The sequence below is a fragment of the Natrinema gari JCM 14663 genome (assembly GCF_000337175.1).
GTDB classification, from domain to species: Archaea; Halobacteriota; Halobacteria; order Halobacteriales; family Natrialbaceae; genus Natrinema; species Natrinema gari.
Genome location: NZ_AOIJ01000040.1, coordinates 56,131 through 74,282, shown reverse-complemented (window position 1 = coordinate 74,282; position 18,152 = coordinate 56,131). Strand labels below are relative to the sequence as shown.

The following is an 18,152-nucleotide window of genomic DNA, read 5'->3' as shown; positions in this document are numbered from 1 at the left end:
GGAATACGTGTTCCCATCGGCCCACCCCACTCGCATCGACGTATCGCCCGCCAACCAGCAGTCTCACTGCGAAACCGAGAGACGAATGACAGAGCTATCCGAGATCGACGACATCGCATACGAACCGAGCCGGGAGTTCGTCGAATCGACGAACGTCCGGCAGTTCATGCAGGAGTACGGGATCGACGACTACGAGGAACTCATCGAACGAACGACGACCGACATCGATGGCGTTCCGGAATCCGGCATCGAATGGTTCTGGGACGAACTCGTCGACTACCTCGGGATCGAGTTCGACGAGGTCAGGGACGACAGCGCCGGACCGCAGTTCACCGAGTGGTACCCCGGTGGAGAACTCAACATCGCTCACAACGTCGTGGACCGCCACGCAGCCGACGGCGAAACCCGTGACGACGTTGCCTGCCTCTGGGAGGGCGAAGACGGCACGGTCCGCGAGGTCACCTACCACGACCTCCACCGCCAGTCGAATCGGGTCGCGAACGCGCTCGAGGAGCGCGGCGTCGGGACTGGTGACACTGTCGGCCTCTATATGCCGATGGTTCCGGAGGTGATCTCGATCCTCTATGGCTGTTTCAAGCTCGGCGCGATCGCGGTGCCGATCTTCTCCGGGTTCGGCGTCGACGCGACGGCGACCCGGATCTCGGATTCGGCGTGTTCGGTCCTGTTCACCGCCGACGGGTTCTCCCGTCGCGGGAGCGAGGTCCACCTCAAGGAGACTGCCGACGAGGCTATCGCAGCGGTCGGCCACGTCGAACACACGATCGTCTACGACCGACTGGGTCTCGCCGATGCCGATGGCACACCCTGGAACGAGGCTCGCGACGAACACTGGCACGAGGCTGTGGCGTCTCAGGACGACACGTACGAGACGAAGTCGTTCCCGAGTGCGCAGGAATCGATGCTGCTGTACTCGTCGGGCACCACCGGCAAGCCGAAGGGAATCGTTCACACCCACGCCGGCGCGCTCGTCCAGCCCGCCAAAGAACTACACTTCGGGATGGACCTCAAGCCGTCGGACCGGTTCTTCTGGGTGTCGGACATCGGCTGGATGATGGGGCCATGGACGTTGATCGGGACACACACCTTCGGCGGCACCGTCTTCATGTACGAGGGCGCGCCGGACTACCCCGAGCCCGATCGATTCTGGGAGATGATCGACCGCCACACGCTCACCCAGTTCGGCATCTCACCGACGGCGATTCGGGCGCTGCGAAAACACGGGGACGACTGGCTCTCCGGCCACGACCTCTCTTCGCTGCGAATCCTCGGCTCAACGGGCGAGCCGTGGGACCCCGAATCCTGGCACTGGTTCCACGAGAACGTCGGCGGGGGCGAGGCCCCGATCATCAACATCTCCGGCGGTACGGAGATCTGTGGCTGTTTCCTGATGCCGCTGCCCCCCCAGCCTCTGAAACCCTGTACGCTCGGCGGGCCCGGCCTCGGGATGGACATCGACATCGTCGACCGCGAGGGCAACTCGGTCAAAGAAGACACCGAACGGGGCTACCTCGTCGCGCGGGACTCCTGTCCGTCGATGANGGATGGACATCGACATCGTCGACCGCGAGGGCAACTCGGTCAAAGAAGACACCGAACGGGGCTACCTCGTCGCGCGGGACTCCTGTCCGTCGATGATCAAATCCCTGTGGGCCGGCGACGAGCGCTATCTCGAGGAGTACTGGTCGACGTTCGGTGACATGTGGGACCACGGCGACTGGGCCCAGAGAGACGCGGATGGCTTCTGGTTCCTCCACGGCCGGGCCGACGACGCGCTCAACGTCGCCGGCCGCAAGGTCGGCCCCGCGGAGGTGGAAGGCGCACTCATCGACCATGAGACGGTCACCCAGGCCGCCGCCATCGGCGCGCCCGACGACACCACCGGCACCGCCGTCGTCACCTACGTCGTCCTCGAGGACGGGGTCGACGAAACCGACGCCCTCCGCGCGGACCTGCGCGCACAAGTCGGTGAGGAGTTGGGCAAACCGTTCCGTCCACGCGAGGTGCTGTTCGTCGACGAACTTCCCAAAACGCAGTCCGGCAAGATCGTTCGGCGTGTCGTCGAGGCGCTCTATGCCGGCGAGGACCTCGGCGACACGAGCAGCATCGAGAACCCCGACGCGCTCGCGGGGATCAGGGACGCGCGGTAGCGAACGGGCATCGCTTCACTCCCGAATCGGTCACGTCGACTGTCCGGCGCGCTCGAGAATGCGTTCGGCCTGTGCGATGAGTGGCGCATCGATCATCTCGCCGTCGACTTCGAACACGCCCGCGGCGGTCCGATCACGGGCATCGAGGACGCGCTCCGCCCACTCGATGTCCTCGTCACTGGGCGTGAAGGCGTCGTTGATGACCGGAACCTGATCGGGATGGATCGCCATTTTGCCGTCGTACCCGAGCTGTGCGGCGAACGCCGTTTCCTCGCGGAGGCCGTCCGTGTCCGTATAGTCGGTATAGACGATGTCGATGGCGTCGATCCCGGCAGCGCTGGCAGCGAGCACCGTCCGTTCGCGGGCGTACAACACCTCCGTTCCCTCGCTCGTCCGCGTCGCGCCGATGTCGGCCGCGAGATCCTCGGCCCCGAACAACAGCGCGGCGGTCGCGTCGGCCGCTGCGATCGCATCGGCCCGGAGGACGCCCGCTGCGGATTCGATCAGCGACAGAACCGGCAGCTCGACGTCGTGTTCCGCGAGGAGTCGGTCGACCGTTCGGACATCCGCGGCTGACTCCGTTTTCGGAAGCAGCAGGCTGTCCGGCGGAGTACCTTGGAGGATCGCCTCGAGATCGGCGGCGGCCGACGTTCCGATCGGGTTCACGCGAACACAGATCTCCCGCTCGGAGTCGACCTCGGCGAGCACTTCGCGGACGGCCTCGCGTGCAGCCTGCTTGTCCGCCGGTGCAACTGCGTCCTCGAGATCGAAGACGACGACATCGGCCTCGCTCTCGGCCGCTTTCCGCATGAGGTCGGGTTTGTTACCGGGCGAGAACAAAACGCTTCGACGAACCATAGTATTCGTTGGCAGGTCTCCCGATTAAGCCGTACGGTTTTCCGAAACGGACGCGTCCGACGAGCGGGTGAGGTCAGGACGACCGCTGGTCGCTTGGGAAAGGGGAGCGGTCAGGATACCACCAACCATCGTATTCGGGGTGCTGAGTCGCTGCAAACGACCATCGAGACGCCGTCCAGTCGTCAATCAGGGGCAATATGGCATTTTGCGCGTACTGGCCCGAGCTGACGCTGGTCGGGGTCGGTCTCCGCACATTTCGGTTCGGCCATCGGACAGCGGTTCCGGAAGACACACCCGCTTGGCGGATCGACCGGGCTCGGCCGATCGCCTTCGAGCGAGGTCCCCGTCGAACCGCCCGGGTCGAGCGACGGAATCGCCTCGAGCAACGCCCTCGTATACGGGTGGGTCGGACAGTCGAACACGCGGTCGGCGGGGCCGACCTCCATCAGTTCCCCGAGGTACATCACCGCGACGCGATCCGCGATATGTTCGACGACGGTCAGGTCGTGCGAGATGAACAGATACGCGAGGTCGAGGTCGGCCTGAAGGTCCGCGAGCACGTTGAGGAGACGGGACTGAACGGAGGCATCGAGCGCGGAGACGGGCTCGTCGAGGACGACCAACGACGGCTCGAGCGCGATCGCGCGTGCGATGGCGACGCGCTGGACCTGGCCGCCCGAGAGTTCGTGCGGGTAGCTCGTCGCGTGTCGGTCCGCCAGGCCGACGCGCTCGAGCAATTCCCGAACGCGGTCCCGACGACGGGACCGGTCCCAGCCGCTGCTCCGTAGCGGTTCGCCGATCGCCTGCTCGACGGTCAGTCGGGGGTTGAGACTGGAGCGCGGGTCCTGGAACACGACGCCGATGTCGGCGAGGGTATCGGCATCGCGGTCGGCGGCGGTTCCCACCGGGGTGCCGTCGATTCGAACCGTGCCGGTCGTCGGTGCCTCGAGGCCGGTGAGCAGCGAGGCCAGCGTGGACTTGCCACAGCCGCTCTCGCCGACGAGCGCGAGCGTCTCCCCGGCCCGGATTTCGAGGTCGACATCGTCGACGGCCCGGAGTGTGTCGTCGGTCCCGAGGAGGCGTTCGATCGGCCCGTTCGCGAGCGAGTAGCGTCTGGAAACACCCTCGAGTTCGACGAGCGGGGGCGTCGACCGGTCCGGACCGCCGCCGGGAGCGCTCCCGGAGGTCGCTGAACCCGGTTCGGGGGCCCCATCGGAAGCGGCCATCCCTGAACGCGCGGCGTGGGCCTCGAGCGTGCTCGACTCGCCACAGGTGACGGTTCCGCGACCGTCGCCGAGATCGACGGTCGAGATCTCGCCGTCCCGACAGGCGGCGGTCGCCTGGTCACACCGGGGAGCGAACGGACAGCCCGTCCGGTCGCCGGTCGGTTCGGGGACCGATCCTTCGATCGTCGCCAGGCGATCGCCGCGGTCGACGCGCTGGGGGAGACAGTCGAGCAGCGCCTTCGTGTACGGATGGCGGGGGTCCTCGAGGATGCGCTCGGTCGGACCGGTTTCCATCACCTCGCCGGCGTACATCACGACGACGCGGTCACAGATGTCGGCGACGACGCCCAGATCGTGCGTGATCAACAGGATCGCCGTTCCGCGCTCGGCGTTGTGCCGCCGGAGTCGCTCGAGGAGTTGTGCCTGCGTGGTCACGTCCAGCGCCGTCGTCGGTTCGTCGGCGATCAGCAGGTCCGGATCGGATGCGAGAGCGATCGCGATACCGGCCCGCTGGCGCTGCCCGCCGGAGAGTTCGTGCGGGTAGGCGTCGACGCGGTCCTCGGGGTTCGCGATGCCGACCTGCGCCATGAGTTCGATCGCCCGCTCGCGGTACTCGTGCCACTCCGATCGGCTGCTGAACGGCGGGACGTGGAGGTACTCGAGCAGGGACTGGGAGTCGAGCTGATCGTGGACCTTGAGGGATTCGGCGATCTGCTCGCCGACGTCGAAGACGGGATTGAGCGTCTCGGTCGGGTCCTGAAACACCATCGAGACGGTGTCCCCGCGGAGCCGGCGGAGCTGTCGGTCCGTCGCGTCGGTCACGGCCATGCCGTCGAGGTGGATCGATCCCCTGACGACCTCGCCCGGGTCCTGCAGGCCGACGATCGAGCGCGCGGTCACGGACTTGCCACAGCCGCTCTCGCCGACCAGGCCGACGATCTCTCCCTCGTCGACGGTCATCGAGACGCCCTCGACCGCGTGGACGGGGCCCTCGCTGGTCCGAAAGCGCGTGTGGAGGTTCTCGACGGAGAGGAGCGCGGAATCTTGTGGTTGTTCTGTCATCGTCGTGATCACGTCGGTTTCTCGAGGGTCGTATCGTGGTTCGGATCGAGGACGTCGCGGAGTCCGTCGCCGAGCAGGTTGAACCCGAAGACGGTGAGCATGATCGCCGCACCCGGGGCGTTCGCGATCCACCACGCCCCACGGAGATGATGGCGGCCGGCCGAGAGCATCGTCCCCCATTCGGGCGTCGGCGGCTGTGCGCCGAGGCCGATAAACGAGAGGCCGGCCGTTCCGAGGATGACCGTCCCGAGATTCATGGTGGCGAGGACGATAACCGGACCGACGACGTTCGGAAGGAGATGGCGGACGGCGATTCGAACCCGGGAGACGCCCATCAGCCTGGCGGCCTCGACGAACTCGCGTTCTTTCGTCGAGAGGACGCTGCCACGGACGAGGCGGGCGTAGGAGGCCCAGCCGACGACCGCGAGCGCGAGCATGACGTTTCGCAGGCTGGGGCCGAGGATGCCGGCGACCACGAGCGCGAGCACCAGGCCCGGGAACGCGAGTTGGATATCGACGAGTCGCATCAGGAACTCGTCGATCCAGCCGCCGGCGTAGCCCGCAAGCAGACCGATCGCCGTCCCGAGGACGAGCCTGATCGCGGTGACGGCGACGGCGATGCCGACCGAGAGCCGGGCCCCGTACAGGAGTCGCGAGAAGACATCTCGTCCGAGTTGATCGGTTCCCATCGGGTGGGCCAGCGTCGGGGGCTGTAACCGGTTTGCGAGATCCTGACTCGCCGGATCGAACGGGGCAACGGCGGGGCCGAGTACGGCAGCGATCGACAGGGTGGCGACGATCGCGAGCCCCGCGACGTTGAGGGGGTTCGCGAAAAACGCCGCGAGCGCTCGGGACGTGCGAATCGACCGGTACCGGCGTCGAAGGCCCGTTACGATGATATCGAGAGCGCTGATCACGCCGTCTCACCCCCGAGTTGGACGCGGGGATCGAGGTACCGGTAGGTGAGATCGACGAGCAGGTTCGTCGCGACGAAGACGATCGCGGTGACGAGGGTGACACCTTGAACCACCGGATAGTTGCGTTCGAAGACCGCGTCGACGAGCAACGAACCCAACCCCGGCCGCTGGAAGATGATCTCGACGACGACCGCCCCGTTCAGCAACGTCCCCAGTTGGAGCCCGAGGATCGTCACGACCGGCACGAGCGCGTTTCGCAACGCGTGTTTGTAGACGACGATCCGCTCGCGCAACCCCTTGGCGCGGGCGGTGTCGACGTACGCTTCGTCGAGGACCTCGAGCATAGAACTTCGGATGAGCCGCGTGACGACGGCGGCCATGCCGGTCCCGAGCGTGATCGCCGGCAACACGAGGTGGCCGAAACTGCCGGCACCGGCGACCGGGAGGACGCCGAGCTTCAGCGGGAACAGCAGGATCAACAGATACGCGAGCCAGAAGTTCGGCATCGAAACGCCGAGCAGCGCGCCCAGCTGGCTCGCGTAGTCGATCGGGGACCCGCGGTGGACGGCGCTGACGACGCCGGCGGGGACCGAGATCGCGAGCGCGACGAGCATCGCGGCGAGGGCTAACTCGAGTGTCAGCGGCACCGCCTCGACGATCAGCGTCGAAACCGATGTGTCGCTGTAGTAGGAGCTTCCCAGATCGCCCCTGAAGACGTCGGTCAGCCAGTGCAGATACTGAACCGGGACCGGATCGTTCAGCCCGTGTTCCGCGCGGAACGCCTCGATCTCGGCCGCGGAAGGCTGGCGGTTGAGTTGCTGGGAGAGAATGATCTCGGCCGGGTCCCCGGGCGTGAGGAAGATCAGGCCGTACGTGACGACCGAGACGCCGAACGTGACGGCGAGCGACGTCGCGAGCCGGGATGCGAGGTAATCGTAGCTGATCATCGCTTCGTCAGGCCGTTCGCGTCAGGTCGCGCCACTCGGCGAACCGTTCGATCGGGTGGAGTTCGAGGCCCTGTACCGCGGCGTCGGCGGCGACGATGTACTCCTGGTAGAACAGCGGGACTACGACGGCTGCCGCCATGATCTTCCGCTGGGCTTCGACGTAGGCGTCGCGCTTTGCGGCCGGATCGCGCGACTGGTAGCCGGTCTCGATGAGGTCGTCGACCTTGCCGCCGAGGTTGTACAGCCCGGTCCCCTCGGCCTCGTAGAGGTCCTTGTTGTCGACGCCCATCGTGTGGAAATTCTCCCACATGATGTAGTCCGCGCCGGGGCTGTTCGATCCCGTGCTCCCGATGTGGAGGTGGAACTCGCCGCGGTTCGTCCGGTCTTTGACGGACGCGTTCTCGAGCAGTTCGATGGCGACATTGACACCGATCTCGCCGAACTGGGACTCGAGGACCTGGCTGATCGTCCTGCCGTCGTCCATGTCGGCACTGACGAGGCAGCTCAGCTCCTCGCCGTCGTAGGCAGACCGGTCGACGAGCTCGCGGGCGGTGTCTCGATCCCGCTCGTATGTCGGGAGTTCGTCCTCGTCGACCCAGTCGATGACCGGCGAAATCGGGCCGCGGGCGGGTTCGCCGACCCCCTCGAGCACAGTCCCGACGAGTTCCTCCTGGGAGATCGCGTGGTTGAGCGCGCGCCGCAGGTCCACGTCGGCGGTCGGGTCGCGGTGGATGTTGAGCCAGACCGATACCGCCCCCGCGGACTGCTGGGCGTCGACGCGAACGTCGTCGCGCTCGCGAAGCAACGAGAGCCGGCTCTTTGCCGGGTTATAGATCAGATCGACCTGACCGCTCTCGAGGAGGTCGGTCCGGGTCGTCTCGTCTTCGGCCGCCCGGAACGTGAGTTCGGTTGGGTTCGGTTCGCCACCCCAGTAGTCTGCGAACCGTTCGACGCGGACGTGCTGGCCGGGCTGGATCTCCTCGAGAGTGAACGGTCCGGTGCCGATGATCTTCCCGGCCTGCCGATCGGCGTCCGGGTGCTGGATGTCGATCATGTTGTGGGCGATCGTGCCGGGGAATCCGGGGAACGGGTCCGTCGTCTCGAACTCGACGGTGTAGTCGTCGACCTTCGTGACGCTGCCCGGCTCGAGGTGGAGCCAGCCGTAGATGAAGTCGCCGCGTTCGGTGAGGATGTTCTCCTCGAACGTGTAGACGACATCGTCGGCGGTCAGCTCCTTGCCGTTGTGGAAGGGGACGCCCTCCCGGAGGTCGAACAGCCAGGTGGTGTCGTCGGTCGCGGTCCAGTCGGTCGCGAGCCAGGGTTTGGGTTGCATGTCGTCGGTGCCCCAGACCAGCGGCTCGATGACGCGCGTCCAGTACGGAGTCATGCCGCCCCAGTTGTCGTACTGGCTGGTGTCGGTCGGATCCGACGCGAGCCCGATCGTAAATGCGGTCTCGTCGGCTGTGCTAGCCCCCGAACACCCGGCAAGGGACGCGAGTCCACCGCCGGCGATGCCGGCGAGCAGCCGTCGACGTGAACTGTCCATCAGTCTCTTCCAGTCGACCGCCGGGTTCGAAGGTCGTCTCGAGAGTCACGCCGTCGAAAGCGCTCGCCGCCGCGGGACGATCGCTCAGCCGACGGTGCCGATACGCCGCGGCTGACACTCCGTGCAAACGGTTCGATGCTGACCATGTGAAACTTGAATTGTCCTACTGAAAGTACAGTTGTAAACGTTCTGGTTTGGCTTCGTATCGGTCTCCAGCGAGGCACAGGACCCGCGATCACCGCTGTGTCGACACGGATTCCCGTGGAGTGGGTGACAGAGCGCTCTCATGCCGTCTCACTCGCCGCTTCACTACTCGCACCGCCTCGCTTCGCGTAACCGTCACAGGAGACGGACACCAGGCCGTTCATCCGAGTTCCTTCGAGTGTCACACCAAACGATTGACATCCGTTCGGAGAAAAAAACCGCCGATGACAGCAGATCGATCCTCGAAGAGGGGAATCACGATCACGCAAAACAGGGTCGTTCGGTTCCTTTTCACGAACAAGAACGTACAGCATGCCGTTAACCTGCTCACCGTCGCGGTGTTCTTCTACGCGCTCTACCGAGCCGCGGTCGGACCGACGGATTCCGGGCAGAACTTCGGGAGCGTCGTGTTCTTCGGGTTCTGGTGGGCACCGATTATGATACTTAGCCTCCTCTTTTTCGGCCGGATCTGGTGTTACTTCTGTCCGCTGGGAGCGATCGTCCGGTTCACGCAGCGGTTCGGTCTCCAGCGCCATTTCCCGATGTACACGCGATCGAAGCGGGTCGCGTTCGGGCTGCCGCTCTCGGTCCTGTCGCTAACGACGTTTACCTTCGTCCTCGCGCGATGGGGAATGGCCGACCTCGGCGTCTCGTATCTGCCGCGTCGCGTCCCGTACTACTGGCTCGCGATCATCGGCGTCGCCGTGGCCGTGAGTCTCGTCTACCAGCGGCAGGCGTTCTGTCGGTACGTCTGCCCCGCCACGGGAGTGATGAGCGTCACCGCGAAGTTCTCCCCGCTCGAGGTCGCCCAGAACAAGGAAACCGGCGTCAAATGTGCCACGCTCGAGTACGAAAGCGACTACCTGAGCACCGATCGCCGGTGTACCGCCTGCATGAGGTGTACGTCGGAACAGCCGGACGAAGACGTGGAACTCCGGTTTCGCTGGCCCGGGGCTAAGGTAATTACCGAGCGGATCCCGCTGGTCGACGAAGCGATCATCGCACTCGTCATCTGGGGTGCGATCCCGATCAACTTCGTCCTCGGCAGCGCAATCCTGACCGCCCTCGGCGGACGGTTGCCGGGCTTGCTCGTCTCGACGACGGCCTATCTCGCGAGCGTCGTCGCGGCACTCGTCGGGTTCGCCGTCGCCAACAAGCTGGCAAGCGACTGGAGCGGCCTCGACTGGGAAACGTCGTTCACGAAGTTCGGACTCAGCTACGCGCCGCTGGGCCTGATGTGGGCGCTCGGGGATTTCGTTATCGCCGGACTGTTGGAAAACGGCGGCCACACCGTGACCGTCGTCGCACAGGGGTTAGGGATTCCCCTGTCGCTTCCCCCGGGAGCGAGTCCCGGGATCGTTTCGGCCTGGGTGTCGTTCTTCGTCACCGGCTGGCTCTGGCTCGCGGTCCTCTGGAGCGGGGCGATCGCCTGGCACGTCGCGACGGCGTTGACCGACTCGAAACGGCGTGCGGCGAAGGCATTTGCCCCGCACTTCGCGCTGCTGACAATCAGCACCTTCGGCCTGGCCGTTGGCGTGGTAACCGGCGTGTCCTACCCGATCGCCTAGCGCCCGGCCGGGGCGGGACGGACAGAACGTCCAGCTATCGCGGTCGGATCGACCGTCCGTTCCGTCGGGTATCGTCCCGGCCGCCGTTGTGAGAGTTGCACCAGAAGCGTTATATTGTTAATTGTCGATTGGAAATCCATGACAAGAACAGTCGAATATACGCGAAACGAACTCTTGTCCGTGACGACCGAACAGGCAGGTCGGACGGAGGAGCCGTCGCTACTGGCCATCGACCCGCTTGCCACCCGAACGTTCGAACTCTCGAGCGCCGAGGTCCTTCGTGGTCTCGCCGAGATAGACGGGCGGTACTCGAGGGACGAACTCGAGGAGACGCTGCTGGAGACGCTTGACCTCTCGGCGGACGCCGCCGCCGCTCTCGTCGCGGACCTGATCGAGGCCGGATTTCTCCGCCCGGCGGACCGGCACGGAAGTCGGACCGCCTCCTGGGAGGCCACCGGCTGGCGGGCCGCCCTGGAGTATCACGAGTACATCCGCGACTATCCGTTCATCGACGAGGCGGTCGAGAATTCCGACTACGAGGACGTCAAGGGAATGGAAACCGAAATCATGCGGGAGTACCGGGCGCGGGAGGAACCGCCGGCGATCTACAAGGACTACGACATCGACGAGCGGATCGAGTTACCGCCGGTCGAGGAAGCCGAACGGGTGTCCGTCGCCGACGCGCTGTCGACGTCGCTGTTCGGACGCGCCGATTCGACCCGGGACGCGCTCGACGCGCGGACCCTCGCTGCGATCCTGTACTTCGCGTTCGGGGAGACGGGCAAGCTGCAGACGGAACACCAGGGGCCGAAGCTCAGAAAGCCGGTTCCGTCGGGCGGCGCGCGTCACCCGACCGAAGGGTACGTGGCCGTGTTCGAAGCGGCGGATCTCCCCGCCGGCATCTACCACTATTCGGTTCGGGAGCACGCCCTGGAACGGCTCCCGATCGACACCGATCCCGAAAAACCCCTGCTGTGGGGTATCGACTCCGATCCGGCGGCTCTCATCGGCTGTACGTCGGTCGTCGAACGGAGCATGTGGCGATACCGCGAGCCGCGAACGTATCGCGTCCTGTTGCACGATCTCGGGCACGTCCTCGAGACGCTCAGGATCACCGCTCGAGCGGCCGGATTGACGACGATGGCCGGGTTCAAATTCGACGACGAGTACCTCGAGGACTGCTTCGGCGTCGACCACGCCGAAGAGCCGCTGCTCGCCTATGCCGCGCTGTCTACCGATCCCTGACACCCGTGCTGACCGAGTCGTTGCTCGCGAATACCGTCGAACGCGCTCGAAGCGACATCCGTCGATACTATCTCTATCGGGCGACGATGAGTCAGGGGTTCATCGCCCCGGTCATCATCGAATACGTTCGGCACCGCGGGCTGTCCTATTCGGCGATCGGACTCCTGACCGCGCTCTTTACGCTCACGACGTTGCTCGGCGAAGTGCCCGCGGGCTATCTCGGCGACAGGCTGGGCCGGCGGAGCATGCTCGTCGCCGGCAGTTCGCTCACGATCGTCGCCATGCTTACGTTCGGAGTTTCGGGGACGTTCGCCGGCTTTCTCGTCGCGTACGTCGTGTGGGCGGTCGGCATCGTCTTTCGCTCCGGAGTCGCCTCCGCCTGGTTGTATGATCGGTTGACTCGAGCCGAAGCGGCCGATGCGTTCACCGCCGTTCAGGGGCGGGCGAAAGCGCTCAAGCTAGCGGTGAGCGCCGGTACGGCCCTGCTCGGCGCGTGGATGGCGACGATAAACTGGGTGTATCCGTTCCTCGGGAACGCCGGCCTCTATCTCTGCAGTATCGTCGCCGTCTTCGGCTTGTCGACGTCGGGTGGCGACCGGTCCGACGCCGAGGCGTTCACGCCGGTGGACGCACTTCCGGTCGTCCGCGAGTTCCTGTCGGTTCGGGGGCTCAGGTCCTTCGTCGTCTACAGCGGTCTGTTTACGGCGTACCTCGGTCTCGTCGCGACGTTTACGCAACCGATCGCGACGGGCATCGGGATCGACATCAGCCAACTCGGCTGGCTCTACGCAGGGTTTTCGCTCGTTTCCGCCGTCGTCACGTTCTTTTCGGGAGCTATCGAACGGATCGTCGGGATCAGGTGGTGGTTTGTGAGCGCGCCGCTTTGCGTCGGCGTCCTGTTCGTCGTCGCCCCGTTGTCTCCGCTCGTGGCGCTGCTCGCCCTGTTCGCCTGTCGGGTCGCTCGAAACGTCAGTAAACCGCTCCAGGAGCAGTATCTGAACGCCCACGCCGATTCGATCGGCCGCGCGACGATCCTCTCGACGGTCGTGATGATCTCGATGGGGTTTATGATCGGATTCAGGGCCCTCGGCGGGCTGATAGCGGACGTCACGTCTCCGATCACCATGATCGCGATTACGACCGTCGTGATGCTCGCCGGACTGTGGCTCCTCGTCGTCGTCGAATCGCCCGTGCCGAAGGACGTCGTTCCGTCCGCCGGCTCCAGGGACGGGGTGGACACTGAAACCGGATAACCGAGTGATCGGTTCCGCGGGCCGCAATGCAGGGCTCAGTACGACCGGATGTCGACTTCGGTCGTCCGCGATCGCGGCGGTTGATCGGCGAGGTGCCGGTAGGTCGTCGCGATTTCGTCCGGATCGAGAAGGGACGAGTGATCGATATCCGGCATCGCCCGTCGGGTACGCGGCGTATCCATTCCACCGTGGAGCACGACGTGAGCGACGTGAATCCCGTCCGGACCCAGTTCTTTCGCCATCCCCTGGGCGAGTCCGCGGACGGCGAACTTCGCGCTGCTGAACCCGACCGCGTCCTCTCGAGCACGCGTTCCGGCGTCGGCACCGGTGAAGATGATCGTGCCGTCGTTCCGATCGCGCATGTTCGGGACGACCGCCTGTACACAGAGGAACGCGCCGAAGACGCACCCCCGCCACATCTCCTCGAGCTGCCTGGCGGTGACATCCGAAACGCCACCAGCATAAACGGTGGCTGCGTGATTGACGAGGGTGTCGACGGCTCCGAGTTCCGCACGGATCTCGTCGAACGCCCGTTCTACGTCCCCGGGGTCGGTCACGTCGGCCTGGACGGGAACCGCCGCGGTCTCATCGTCTTCGATCTCTCGAGCGAGTGAGCCGATCGTATCGGTGGTCCTGGCGAGTAAGCCGACCGACCATCCGTGGTCGGCGAACTCGCGAACGATAGAGGCGCTCAGCCCCGGCCCGACGCCGGCGACGACCACGACTCGCCTCATCGCGGATCACTCCGAACGCGTCCCCGCATGTCACTCACCGATCGCGACCAAGTACGTGATCGCCTCGTCGTCCCCTTCGACCCCAACGAGCGCGTCGATCCGCTCGTCTTTGAGCGCCGGCGTCACGAAGTTCCGCAAACGCAGTGCCGTCGCGACGAGGACGAGTCGATGCGCGTGTTCCGAGACGTGAAGGTAACTGTTCCGAAGCCCGCGGGATTTCGGACACCATCGCTGATCGTGGTCGAACACCGACCCGAAAAACAACGAGACGGCCGCATCCGTGTGGTGATTCTGCCGGTGTGCAGCATCAGTAACCGCGTCGTCGGCCGTTTCGACGGTATCGAACGTCCGGATTCGGACCAAGGCGTGCTCTCGAATGTCGTACTCGTAGACGCCAGGCGGCACGTCCCGACACCGTTGTACGACGGGATACACGCGTAGTCCCGCTCGCCGGATGGCACCAGGCTCGGTTTCGGCGAGCGGCGTTTCTTCGAGGTGATCGAAGACCGCTTTCACCGGCCCGAAAGCATGGTGTAAAACCGTCGAGAGCGTCGTCAAGTCCATCTCGGTACCGCTGAAGTTGCGATGGGTGCGTCGGCGCAATGCGACCGCGCGAAACGACTCGTCGGGGAGTTCGTCGGGGTCGGGAAGGTCGAGCCGCGGCCCGTCTCGAGCCGTCGCGGACGGCGGCTCGAGGGACTCGCCGCTCCGGGCCGTCTCCTCCCGGTCGTCGGGGGGCGTCGGCCGTTCGACATCCGCCGTTCGGGTACGGAGATGGTAGAACAGCGCCCGTTGCCAGCCCTTGTCCATCCACGTCCGATACGCGACGAAGTTCTCGTGATCGTCCGGCAGCAGGAAGCCGGTCTCGATCAGCGTGTCGAGGAGGTCGTCGGCCGCCGTCGTCTCACACTCGAGGGAGTCGCAAGCGAACGTTCGAAGGTCGTCCTTCGAACGGGCCGTCAACGCGTACTCGAGGACTTCGACGACATCGATGTCGTCGAGTTCGTACGTGTTCGTCGTTCCGTCGACGAACACGGTCCCGCGTATGCCACCGTCCGCGGGTCCGTTCCAGTCGAACTGCACGAGGTTGTTCGTTCTAACCTTCATACGTATCGTCGAATCGTTCAGTTTCTCTCGTCCGGTCCCGAAAATCGGAAACCCACGGGCGCTACCGGGCCGACGTCATTTCGCCGGCCGCGGGCATCCGATGACGCCCGGTCGCGTCCCCGTGGATCGTCCGAAAGTCGTCAGTCGTCGGACTCGACGACCTTGTGATGCTGATGGAGCGCCGGTTCTTCGTCGTCGTCGACCTCTTCGATGTCGTATTCTGTCATGGGTATTACACCCACGCGATACACCAACGGTTGCAGTATAAAAAATTCTGGTATAGTTATGAAAAATCTACGTTCAGGTGCTCGGACGAAATCCCACCAGGGAACTGGCGAATGAACGCCCGATCCGCACTCTCGGTCGACGAGACGACTCACATACCGACCGACGGCCAACCACGAGCGAACACAGCAGTTCGGCATGGGTGGGCCGGCGGCCGGCTACGCCGAGGCGGACAGCGATCACCGGCAGCACGTCGTCGAGGCGTTCGAGACGCTCCGTGCGTGAGGGATCCGCTGTGCGCCGTCGGTCGTGGTCCAGTTTATGACGAGTATCCAAGGGGGCTCGTCTGCACACCGATGTACGGATTGGTGATTTCGATCGCACTCGGAACGAACAGTCGGAAAGCCACAGCCATCACCGAAACGGCCGACCGTTCGTCGGCGGACGCTCAAGCCTTGGTCGGCGACGGCGACGACCGCGCGCTCGTGAGGTAACTGACAAGCATGATGAGTACACACCCGATCGGTGCCGCGACGATCACCGCGTCCAATCCGTACGGGCTGCCGAGCACCGTGTCCCAGGAAACCGCGAGCACGGCACCGGCGACCATCCCGGTGAGTCCGCCGATTTTCGTCAGGCGATCCCGGAACAGGAAGATCGAAAGCAGCGGCGGCGTGATCGCGGCCCCGTACGCCGTGTACGAGTACATCTGGACCTCGAGAATGGTCGGGAAGTACTGACCGAGGACGAACGCGAAGAGCCCGAGGACGACCACGAGGACCCGCGTCAGCCAGAAGATCCGTTCGTCCGGCGCGTCGGGATTAATGAATCCCTTGTAGAGGTCCTGTGAGAGGTTCGTACAGGCCGACAGCAGGTAGGAGCTCCCGGTCGTGATAATAAACGCCGTCGCGGCGGCGAGAAGGAGACCGCCGACCCACGTCGGGAGCGTGGTCGTCGTCGCGATCAGGGCCATTCCCGGGTCGAGTGCGGGAAACATCGCCCGCGAGGCGAACGCGATCAGGGGGACCAGCGTCATCGTCGCGATCGCGCCGACGAACCAGGCGATCAGTCCCGCGTTCGTTCCGTCGTCGGTTTCGCCGGCGATGATCCGCTGGTACATGTTCTGGTCGGCAAGGATCAACAGGAGCGGCGGTGCCCAGAGCGCGAAAAACTCGAGGAACGACAGGTTACCGAGCGTATCGAGGTGGGCTGCGGGGACGTTCGCGGTGATGCCCGACCAGCCGCCGGCCTCGAAGAACACGAACGGAACCGCGATGACGAGGCCCACGAGCATCAGGAACGCGCTGATCGCGTCCGTGTACGCGACCGACATGAGACCGCCCATCGCCGCGAGTGCGATGATGAGGGCCGTTCCGAGGAGGGTTCCTTGCATGACCGAGAGCCCGGTCGTCACGTTCAACACGAACCCGATACCGATGAATTGGTAGGAGACGATCCCGACGTACGCGAACGCGATCACGAGCAGGCTGATGATCCGCCCTTCGTCGCCCAGTTCTTCCCCGATCATTTCGGGGACCGTGAGCTTGTCGAACCGCCTGATACGCGGTGCGAGCGCCTTCAACACGCCGATACCGATGAGGGAGGCTGTCCCGATGAGGATCGCGGGGATCAGGCCGTTATCGTACGCGATCGAGTTCGCGCCGCCGGTTACCGTCCCGGACCCCATCCACGTCGCCAGCAGCGTCCCGGCGATGACGACCGCGCCGAGGCTTCGACCGGCGACCATGAAGTCCTCAGCCGTCTCGGTTTCGCCGTATGCCCAGACACCGACGCCAAGCATCACGGCCAGATATCCAGCCACGATGTAAAGCAAGGTCACGTCGCTTTGAACTGCCATACGGCAGTGGTTGGAAATTCATGTCTTAAATATCTACCTGATAAATTGTTTCAGAATGCGAAGGGGGAATTATAGACCATGATTGACATATGCTGTCATTCGGCGGGACGAATTTCAAATTCGAAACGTGGGTAGTGCCATCGGATGACGGGCCTCACGATACCGACATCGGAACACCGTGAGCGAAACCGAACGTCCTGACGCGTCCCGAGTCGAACGGGTCGCGGCCTAGACGAGGAGTTGAATGTCGGAGTCGGCCATGTGTTGTAATGCGGTGGCCGCGCCGACACCGGTAGTGACGCCGTCGTAGAAGTCGTCCTCATCGTAGTCCATCAACTCGATCGTCATCTGGCAGGCCTGCAAATCGACGCCGCTCTCGAGCGAGAGGTCGATCAGTTCCTCGATGGTGGCGGTCCCGTTGTCGTCGATCCGCTTTTGCATCAGTTTCGTGGCCACCGTGTCCATGCCGGGAAGTGCGGCAATGGCGTTTGGGACCGGCATGTTCGGATTGCCGACGGCGCTCAGTTTGAGGCCCGCCGACTTCTCCTCGTGGAGGATGTCGAGGCCCCAAAACGTGTGGAAGACGACGACATCCCAGCCGAAGGCCGCGGCCGTGCTCGCCAGGATCAAGGGCGGGTATGCCATATCGAAACTCCCCTGGGTGGCGACGATCGTCATTTTCGTCCCGTCGTCGCCGTCGGCGACCGTCTCCTCGAGTTCCGCGACGCGCTCGCGCAGCGCCTGTAACTCGGCGGGGTCGAACTCGAGGTCGGCGTCGTCGGTCGGCGACGAGTGCTCCGTACTCATTCTGCTGTCTTCTCCACGTAGTGGATGTACTGATCGGCGTCCGTGACCTGCTCGAGGAGTGTGACGCCGTCGGTACCCTCGGCCCAGCCTTGAATGTCGCTCATGCTGCCCGAGTCCGTCGCGACGACCTCGAGCACGTCGCCGGCCTCGAGGTCGTCGATCGCTTGCTTGGTCTTCACGACGGGCATCGGGCAGGACTGTCCTGTCACGTCCAGCGTTTCCGTGGTCTGGTATTCCGAACTCATGATTTTCTCTGTGCCCCGTATTGGAGCTATTGCACAATATAGCTTGCGCCAATAAAAGGGCATCGGTTATTGTACAATACACAAACATCCATATGCACCAGTAAGCCACTATTTGCCCATGTTCGGCCACTGTGGGCACATTATCGGTTCTGGTCCTGTCCTCGAAGCCACTGTATTGTGCT

General features: G+C 64.5%; 13 protein-coding genes and 1 pseudogene. 4 read left to right on the top strand and 10 right to left on the bottom strand.

What is annotated here, in order from left to right:
• Nucleotides 1–85: 85 nt before the first annotated feature.
• Nucleotides 86–2,168, top strand: a pseudogene (locus tag C486_RS05785) (AMP-binding protein).
• Between the two features lie 30 nt (nucleotides 2,169–2,198).
• On the opposite strand, the gene C486_RS05780 reads toward C486_RS05785, so the two are convergent.
• The 5 genes from C486_RS05780 to C486_RS05760 all read right to left on the bottom strand — a co-directional run bounded on the left by C486_RS05780 (nucleotide 2,199) and on the right by C486_RS05760 (nucleotide 8,724).
• Nucleotides 2,199–3,026: an HpcH/HpaI aldolase/citrate lyase family protein gene (locus C486_RS05780; RefSeq protein ID WP_008454071.1), complete on the bottom strand. Its 828-nt coding sequence runs from the start codon at nucleotides 3,024–3,026 to the stop codon at nucleotides 2,199–2,201.
• 182 nt (nucleotides 3,027–3,208) lie between these two features.
• Nucleotides 3,209–5,314 carry a dipeptide ABC transporter ATP-binding protein gene (locus tag C486_RS05775; RefSeq protein ID WP_049910201.1) on the bottom strand — a complete coding sequence of 702 codons (2,106 nt, stop codon included), beginning with the start codon at nucleotides 5,312–5,314 and terminating at the stop codon, nucleotides 3,209–3,211.
• An 8-nt stretch (nucleotides 5,315–5,322) separates the two neighbouring features.
• The gene (nikC, locus tag C486_RS05770) at nucleotides 5,323–6,231 is read right to left on the bottom strand and encodes a nickel transporter permease (RefSeq protein ID WP_008454067.1); all 909 of its coding nucleotides are present in this window, start codon (nucleotides 6,229–6,231) and stop codon (nucleotides 5,323–5,325) included.
• The gene (gene nikB, locus C486_RS05765; protein ID WP_008454066.1) at nucleotides 6,228–7,178 is read right to left on the bottom strand and encodes a nickel ABC transporter permease; all 951 of its coding nucleotides are present in this window, start codon (nucleotides 7,176–7,178) and stop codon (nucleotides 6,228–6,230) included. The genes nikC and nikB overlap by 4 nt, the downstream gene beginning before the upstream one ends.
• A gap of 7 nt (nucleotides 7,179–7,185) precedes the next feature.
• The gene (locus C486_RS05760; RefSeq protein ID WP_008454064.1) at nucleotides 7,186–8,724 is read right to left on the bottom strand and encodes an ABC transporter substrate-binding protein; all 1,539 of its coding nucleotides are present in this window, start codon (nucleotides 8,722–8,724) and stop codon (nucleotides 7,186–7,188) included.
• A gap of 428 nt (nucleotides 8,725–9,152) precedes the next feature.
• Here C486_RS05760 and C486_RS05755 point away from each other — a divergent pair, with 428 nt between their 5' ends.
• From C486_RS05755 to C486_RS05745, 3 genes are all read left to right on the top strand, one after another.
• Nucleotides 9,153–10,496, top strand: a complete 1,344-nt coding sequence (locus tag C486_RS05755) for a 4Fe-4S binding protein (protein WP_008454063.1) — start codon at nucleotides 9,153–9,155, stop codon at nucleotides 10,494–10,496.
• 138 nt (nucleotides 10,497–10,634) lie between these two features.
• Entirely contained in the window at nucleotides 10,635–11,741 is a 1,107-nt protein-coding gene (locus tag C486_RS05750) for a SagB/ThcOx family dehydrogenase (RefSeq protein WP_008454061.1), read from the top strand.
• Nucleotides 11,742–11,827: 86 nt separating this feature from the next.
• On the top strand, nucleotides 11,828–12,994 hold the full coding sequence (locus C486_RS05745; protein ID WP_241432469.1) for an MFS transporter: 1,167 nt from the start codon (nucleotides 11,828–11,830) through the stop codon (nucleotides 12,992–12,994).
• Nucleotides 12,995–13,029: 35 nt separating this feature from the next.
• On the opposite strand, the gene C486_RS05740 is transcribed toward C486_RS05745, so the two are convergent.
• From C486_RS05740 to C486_RS05720, 5 genes are all read right to left on the bottom strand, one after another.
• Nucleotides 13,030–13,728: an SDR family NAD(P)-dependent oxidoreductase gene (locus C486_RS05740; RefSeq protein WP_008454057.1), complete on the bottom strand. Its 699-nt coding sequence runs from the start codon at nucleotides 13,726–13,728 to the stop codon at nucleotides 13,030–13,032.
• Nucleotides 13,729–13,758: 30 nt separating this feature from the next.
• The gene (locus C486_RS05735; protein ID WP_008454056.1) at nucleotides 13,759–14,835 is read right to left on the bottom strand and encodes a SagB/ThcOx family dehydrogenase; all 1,077 of its coding nucleotides are present in this window, start codon (nucleotides 14,833–14,835) and stop codon (nucleotides 13,759–13,761) included.
• Nucleotides 14,836–15,508: 673 nt separating this feature from the next.
• The gene (locus tag C486_RS05730; RefSeq protein ID WP_014863982.1) at nucleotides 15,509–16,918 is read right to left on the bottom strand and encodes a sodium:solute symporter family protein; all 1,410 of its coding nucleotides are present in this window, start codon (nucleotides 16,916–16,918) and stop codon (nucleotides 15,509–15,511) included.
• Between the two features lie 228 nt (nucleotides 16,919–17,146).
• On the bottom strand, nucleotides 17,147–17,725 hold the full coding sequence (locus tag C486_RS05725; protein WP_008454049.1) for a DsrE/DsrF/DrsH-like family protein: 579 nt from the start codon (nucleotides 17,723–17,725) through the stop codon (nucleotides 17,147–17,149).
• The gene (locus C486_RS05720) at nucleotides 17,722–17,970 is read right to left on the bottom strand and encodes a sulfurtransferase TusA family protein (protein WP_008454047.1); all 249 of its coding nucleotides are present in this window, start codon (nucleotides 17,968–17,970) and stop codon (nucleotides 17,722–17,724) included. Before C486_RS05720 ends, C486_RS05725 begins: the two co-directional genes overlap by 4 nt.
• Between the last annotated feature and the right edge of the window lie 182 nt (nucleotides 17,971–18,152).

Excerpts from the sequence above, each read along its gene's own strand:
- C486_RS05740 (WP_008454057.1), bottom strand. The coding sequence starts at position 13,728 with ATGAGGCGAGTCGTGGTCGTCGCCGGCGTCGGGCCGGGGCTGAGCGCC.
- nikB (WP_008454066.1), bottom strand. The coding sequence starts at position 7,178 with ATGATCAGCTACGATTACCTCGCATCCCGGCTCGCGACGTCGCTCGCC.
- C486_RS05730 (WP_014863982.1), bottom strand. The coding sequence starts at position 16,918 with ATGGCAGTTCAAAGCGACGTGACCTTGCTTTACATCGTGGCTGGATAT.
- C486_RS05750 (WP_008454061.1), top strand. The coding sequence starts at position 10,635 with ATGACAAGAACAGTCGAATATACGCGAAACGAACTCTTGTCCGTGACG.
- C486_RS05745 (WP_241432469.1), top strand. The coding sequence starts at position 11,828 with ATGAGTCAGGGGTTCATCGCCCCGGTCATCATCGAATACGTTCGGCAC.
- C486_RS05780 (WP_008454071.1), bottom strand. The coding sequence starts at position 3,026 with ATGGTTCGTCGAAGCGTTTTGTTCTCGCCCGGTAACAAACCCGACCTC.
- C486_RS05755 (WP_008454063.1), top strand. The coding sequence starts at position 9,153 with ATGACAGCAGATCGATCCTCGAAGAGGGGAATCACGATCACGCAAAAC.
- C486_RS05775 (WP_049910201.1), bottom strand. The coding sequence starts at position 5,314 with ATGACAGAACAACCACAAGATTCCGCGCTCCTCTCCGTCGAGAACCTC.
- C486_RS05735 (WP_008454056.1), bottom strand. The coding sequence starts at position 14,835 with ATGAAGGTTAGAACGAACAACCTCGTGCAGTTCGACTGGAACGGACCC.
- C486_RS05725 (WP_008454049.1), bottom strand. The coding sequence starts at position 17,725 with ATGAGTACGGAGCACTCGTCGCCGACCGACGACGCCGACCTCGAGTTC.
- C486_RS05760 (WP_008454064.1), bottom strand. The coding sequence starts at position 8,724 with ATGGACAGTTCACGTCGACGGCTGCTCGCCGGCATCGCCGGCGGTGGA.
- C486_RS05720 (WP_008454047.1), bottom strand. The coding sequence starts at position 17,970 with ATGAGTTCGGAATACCAGACCACGGAAACGCTGGACGTGACAGGACAG.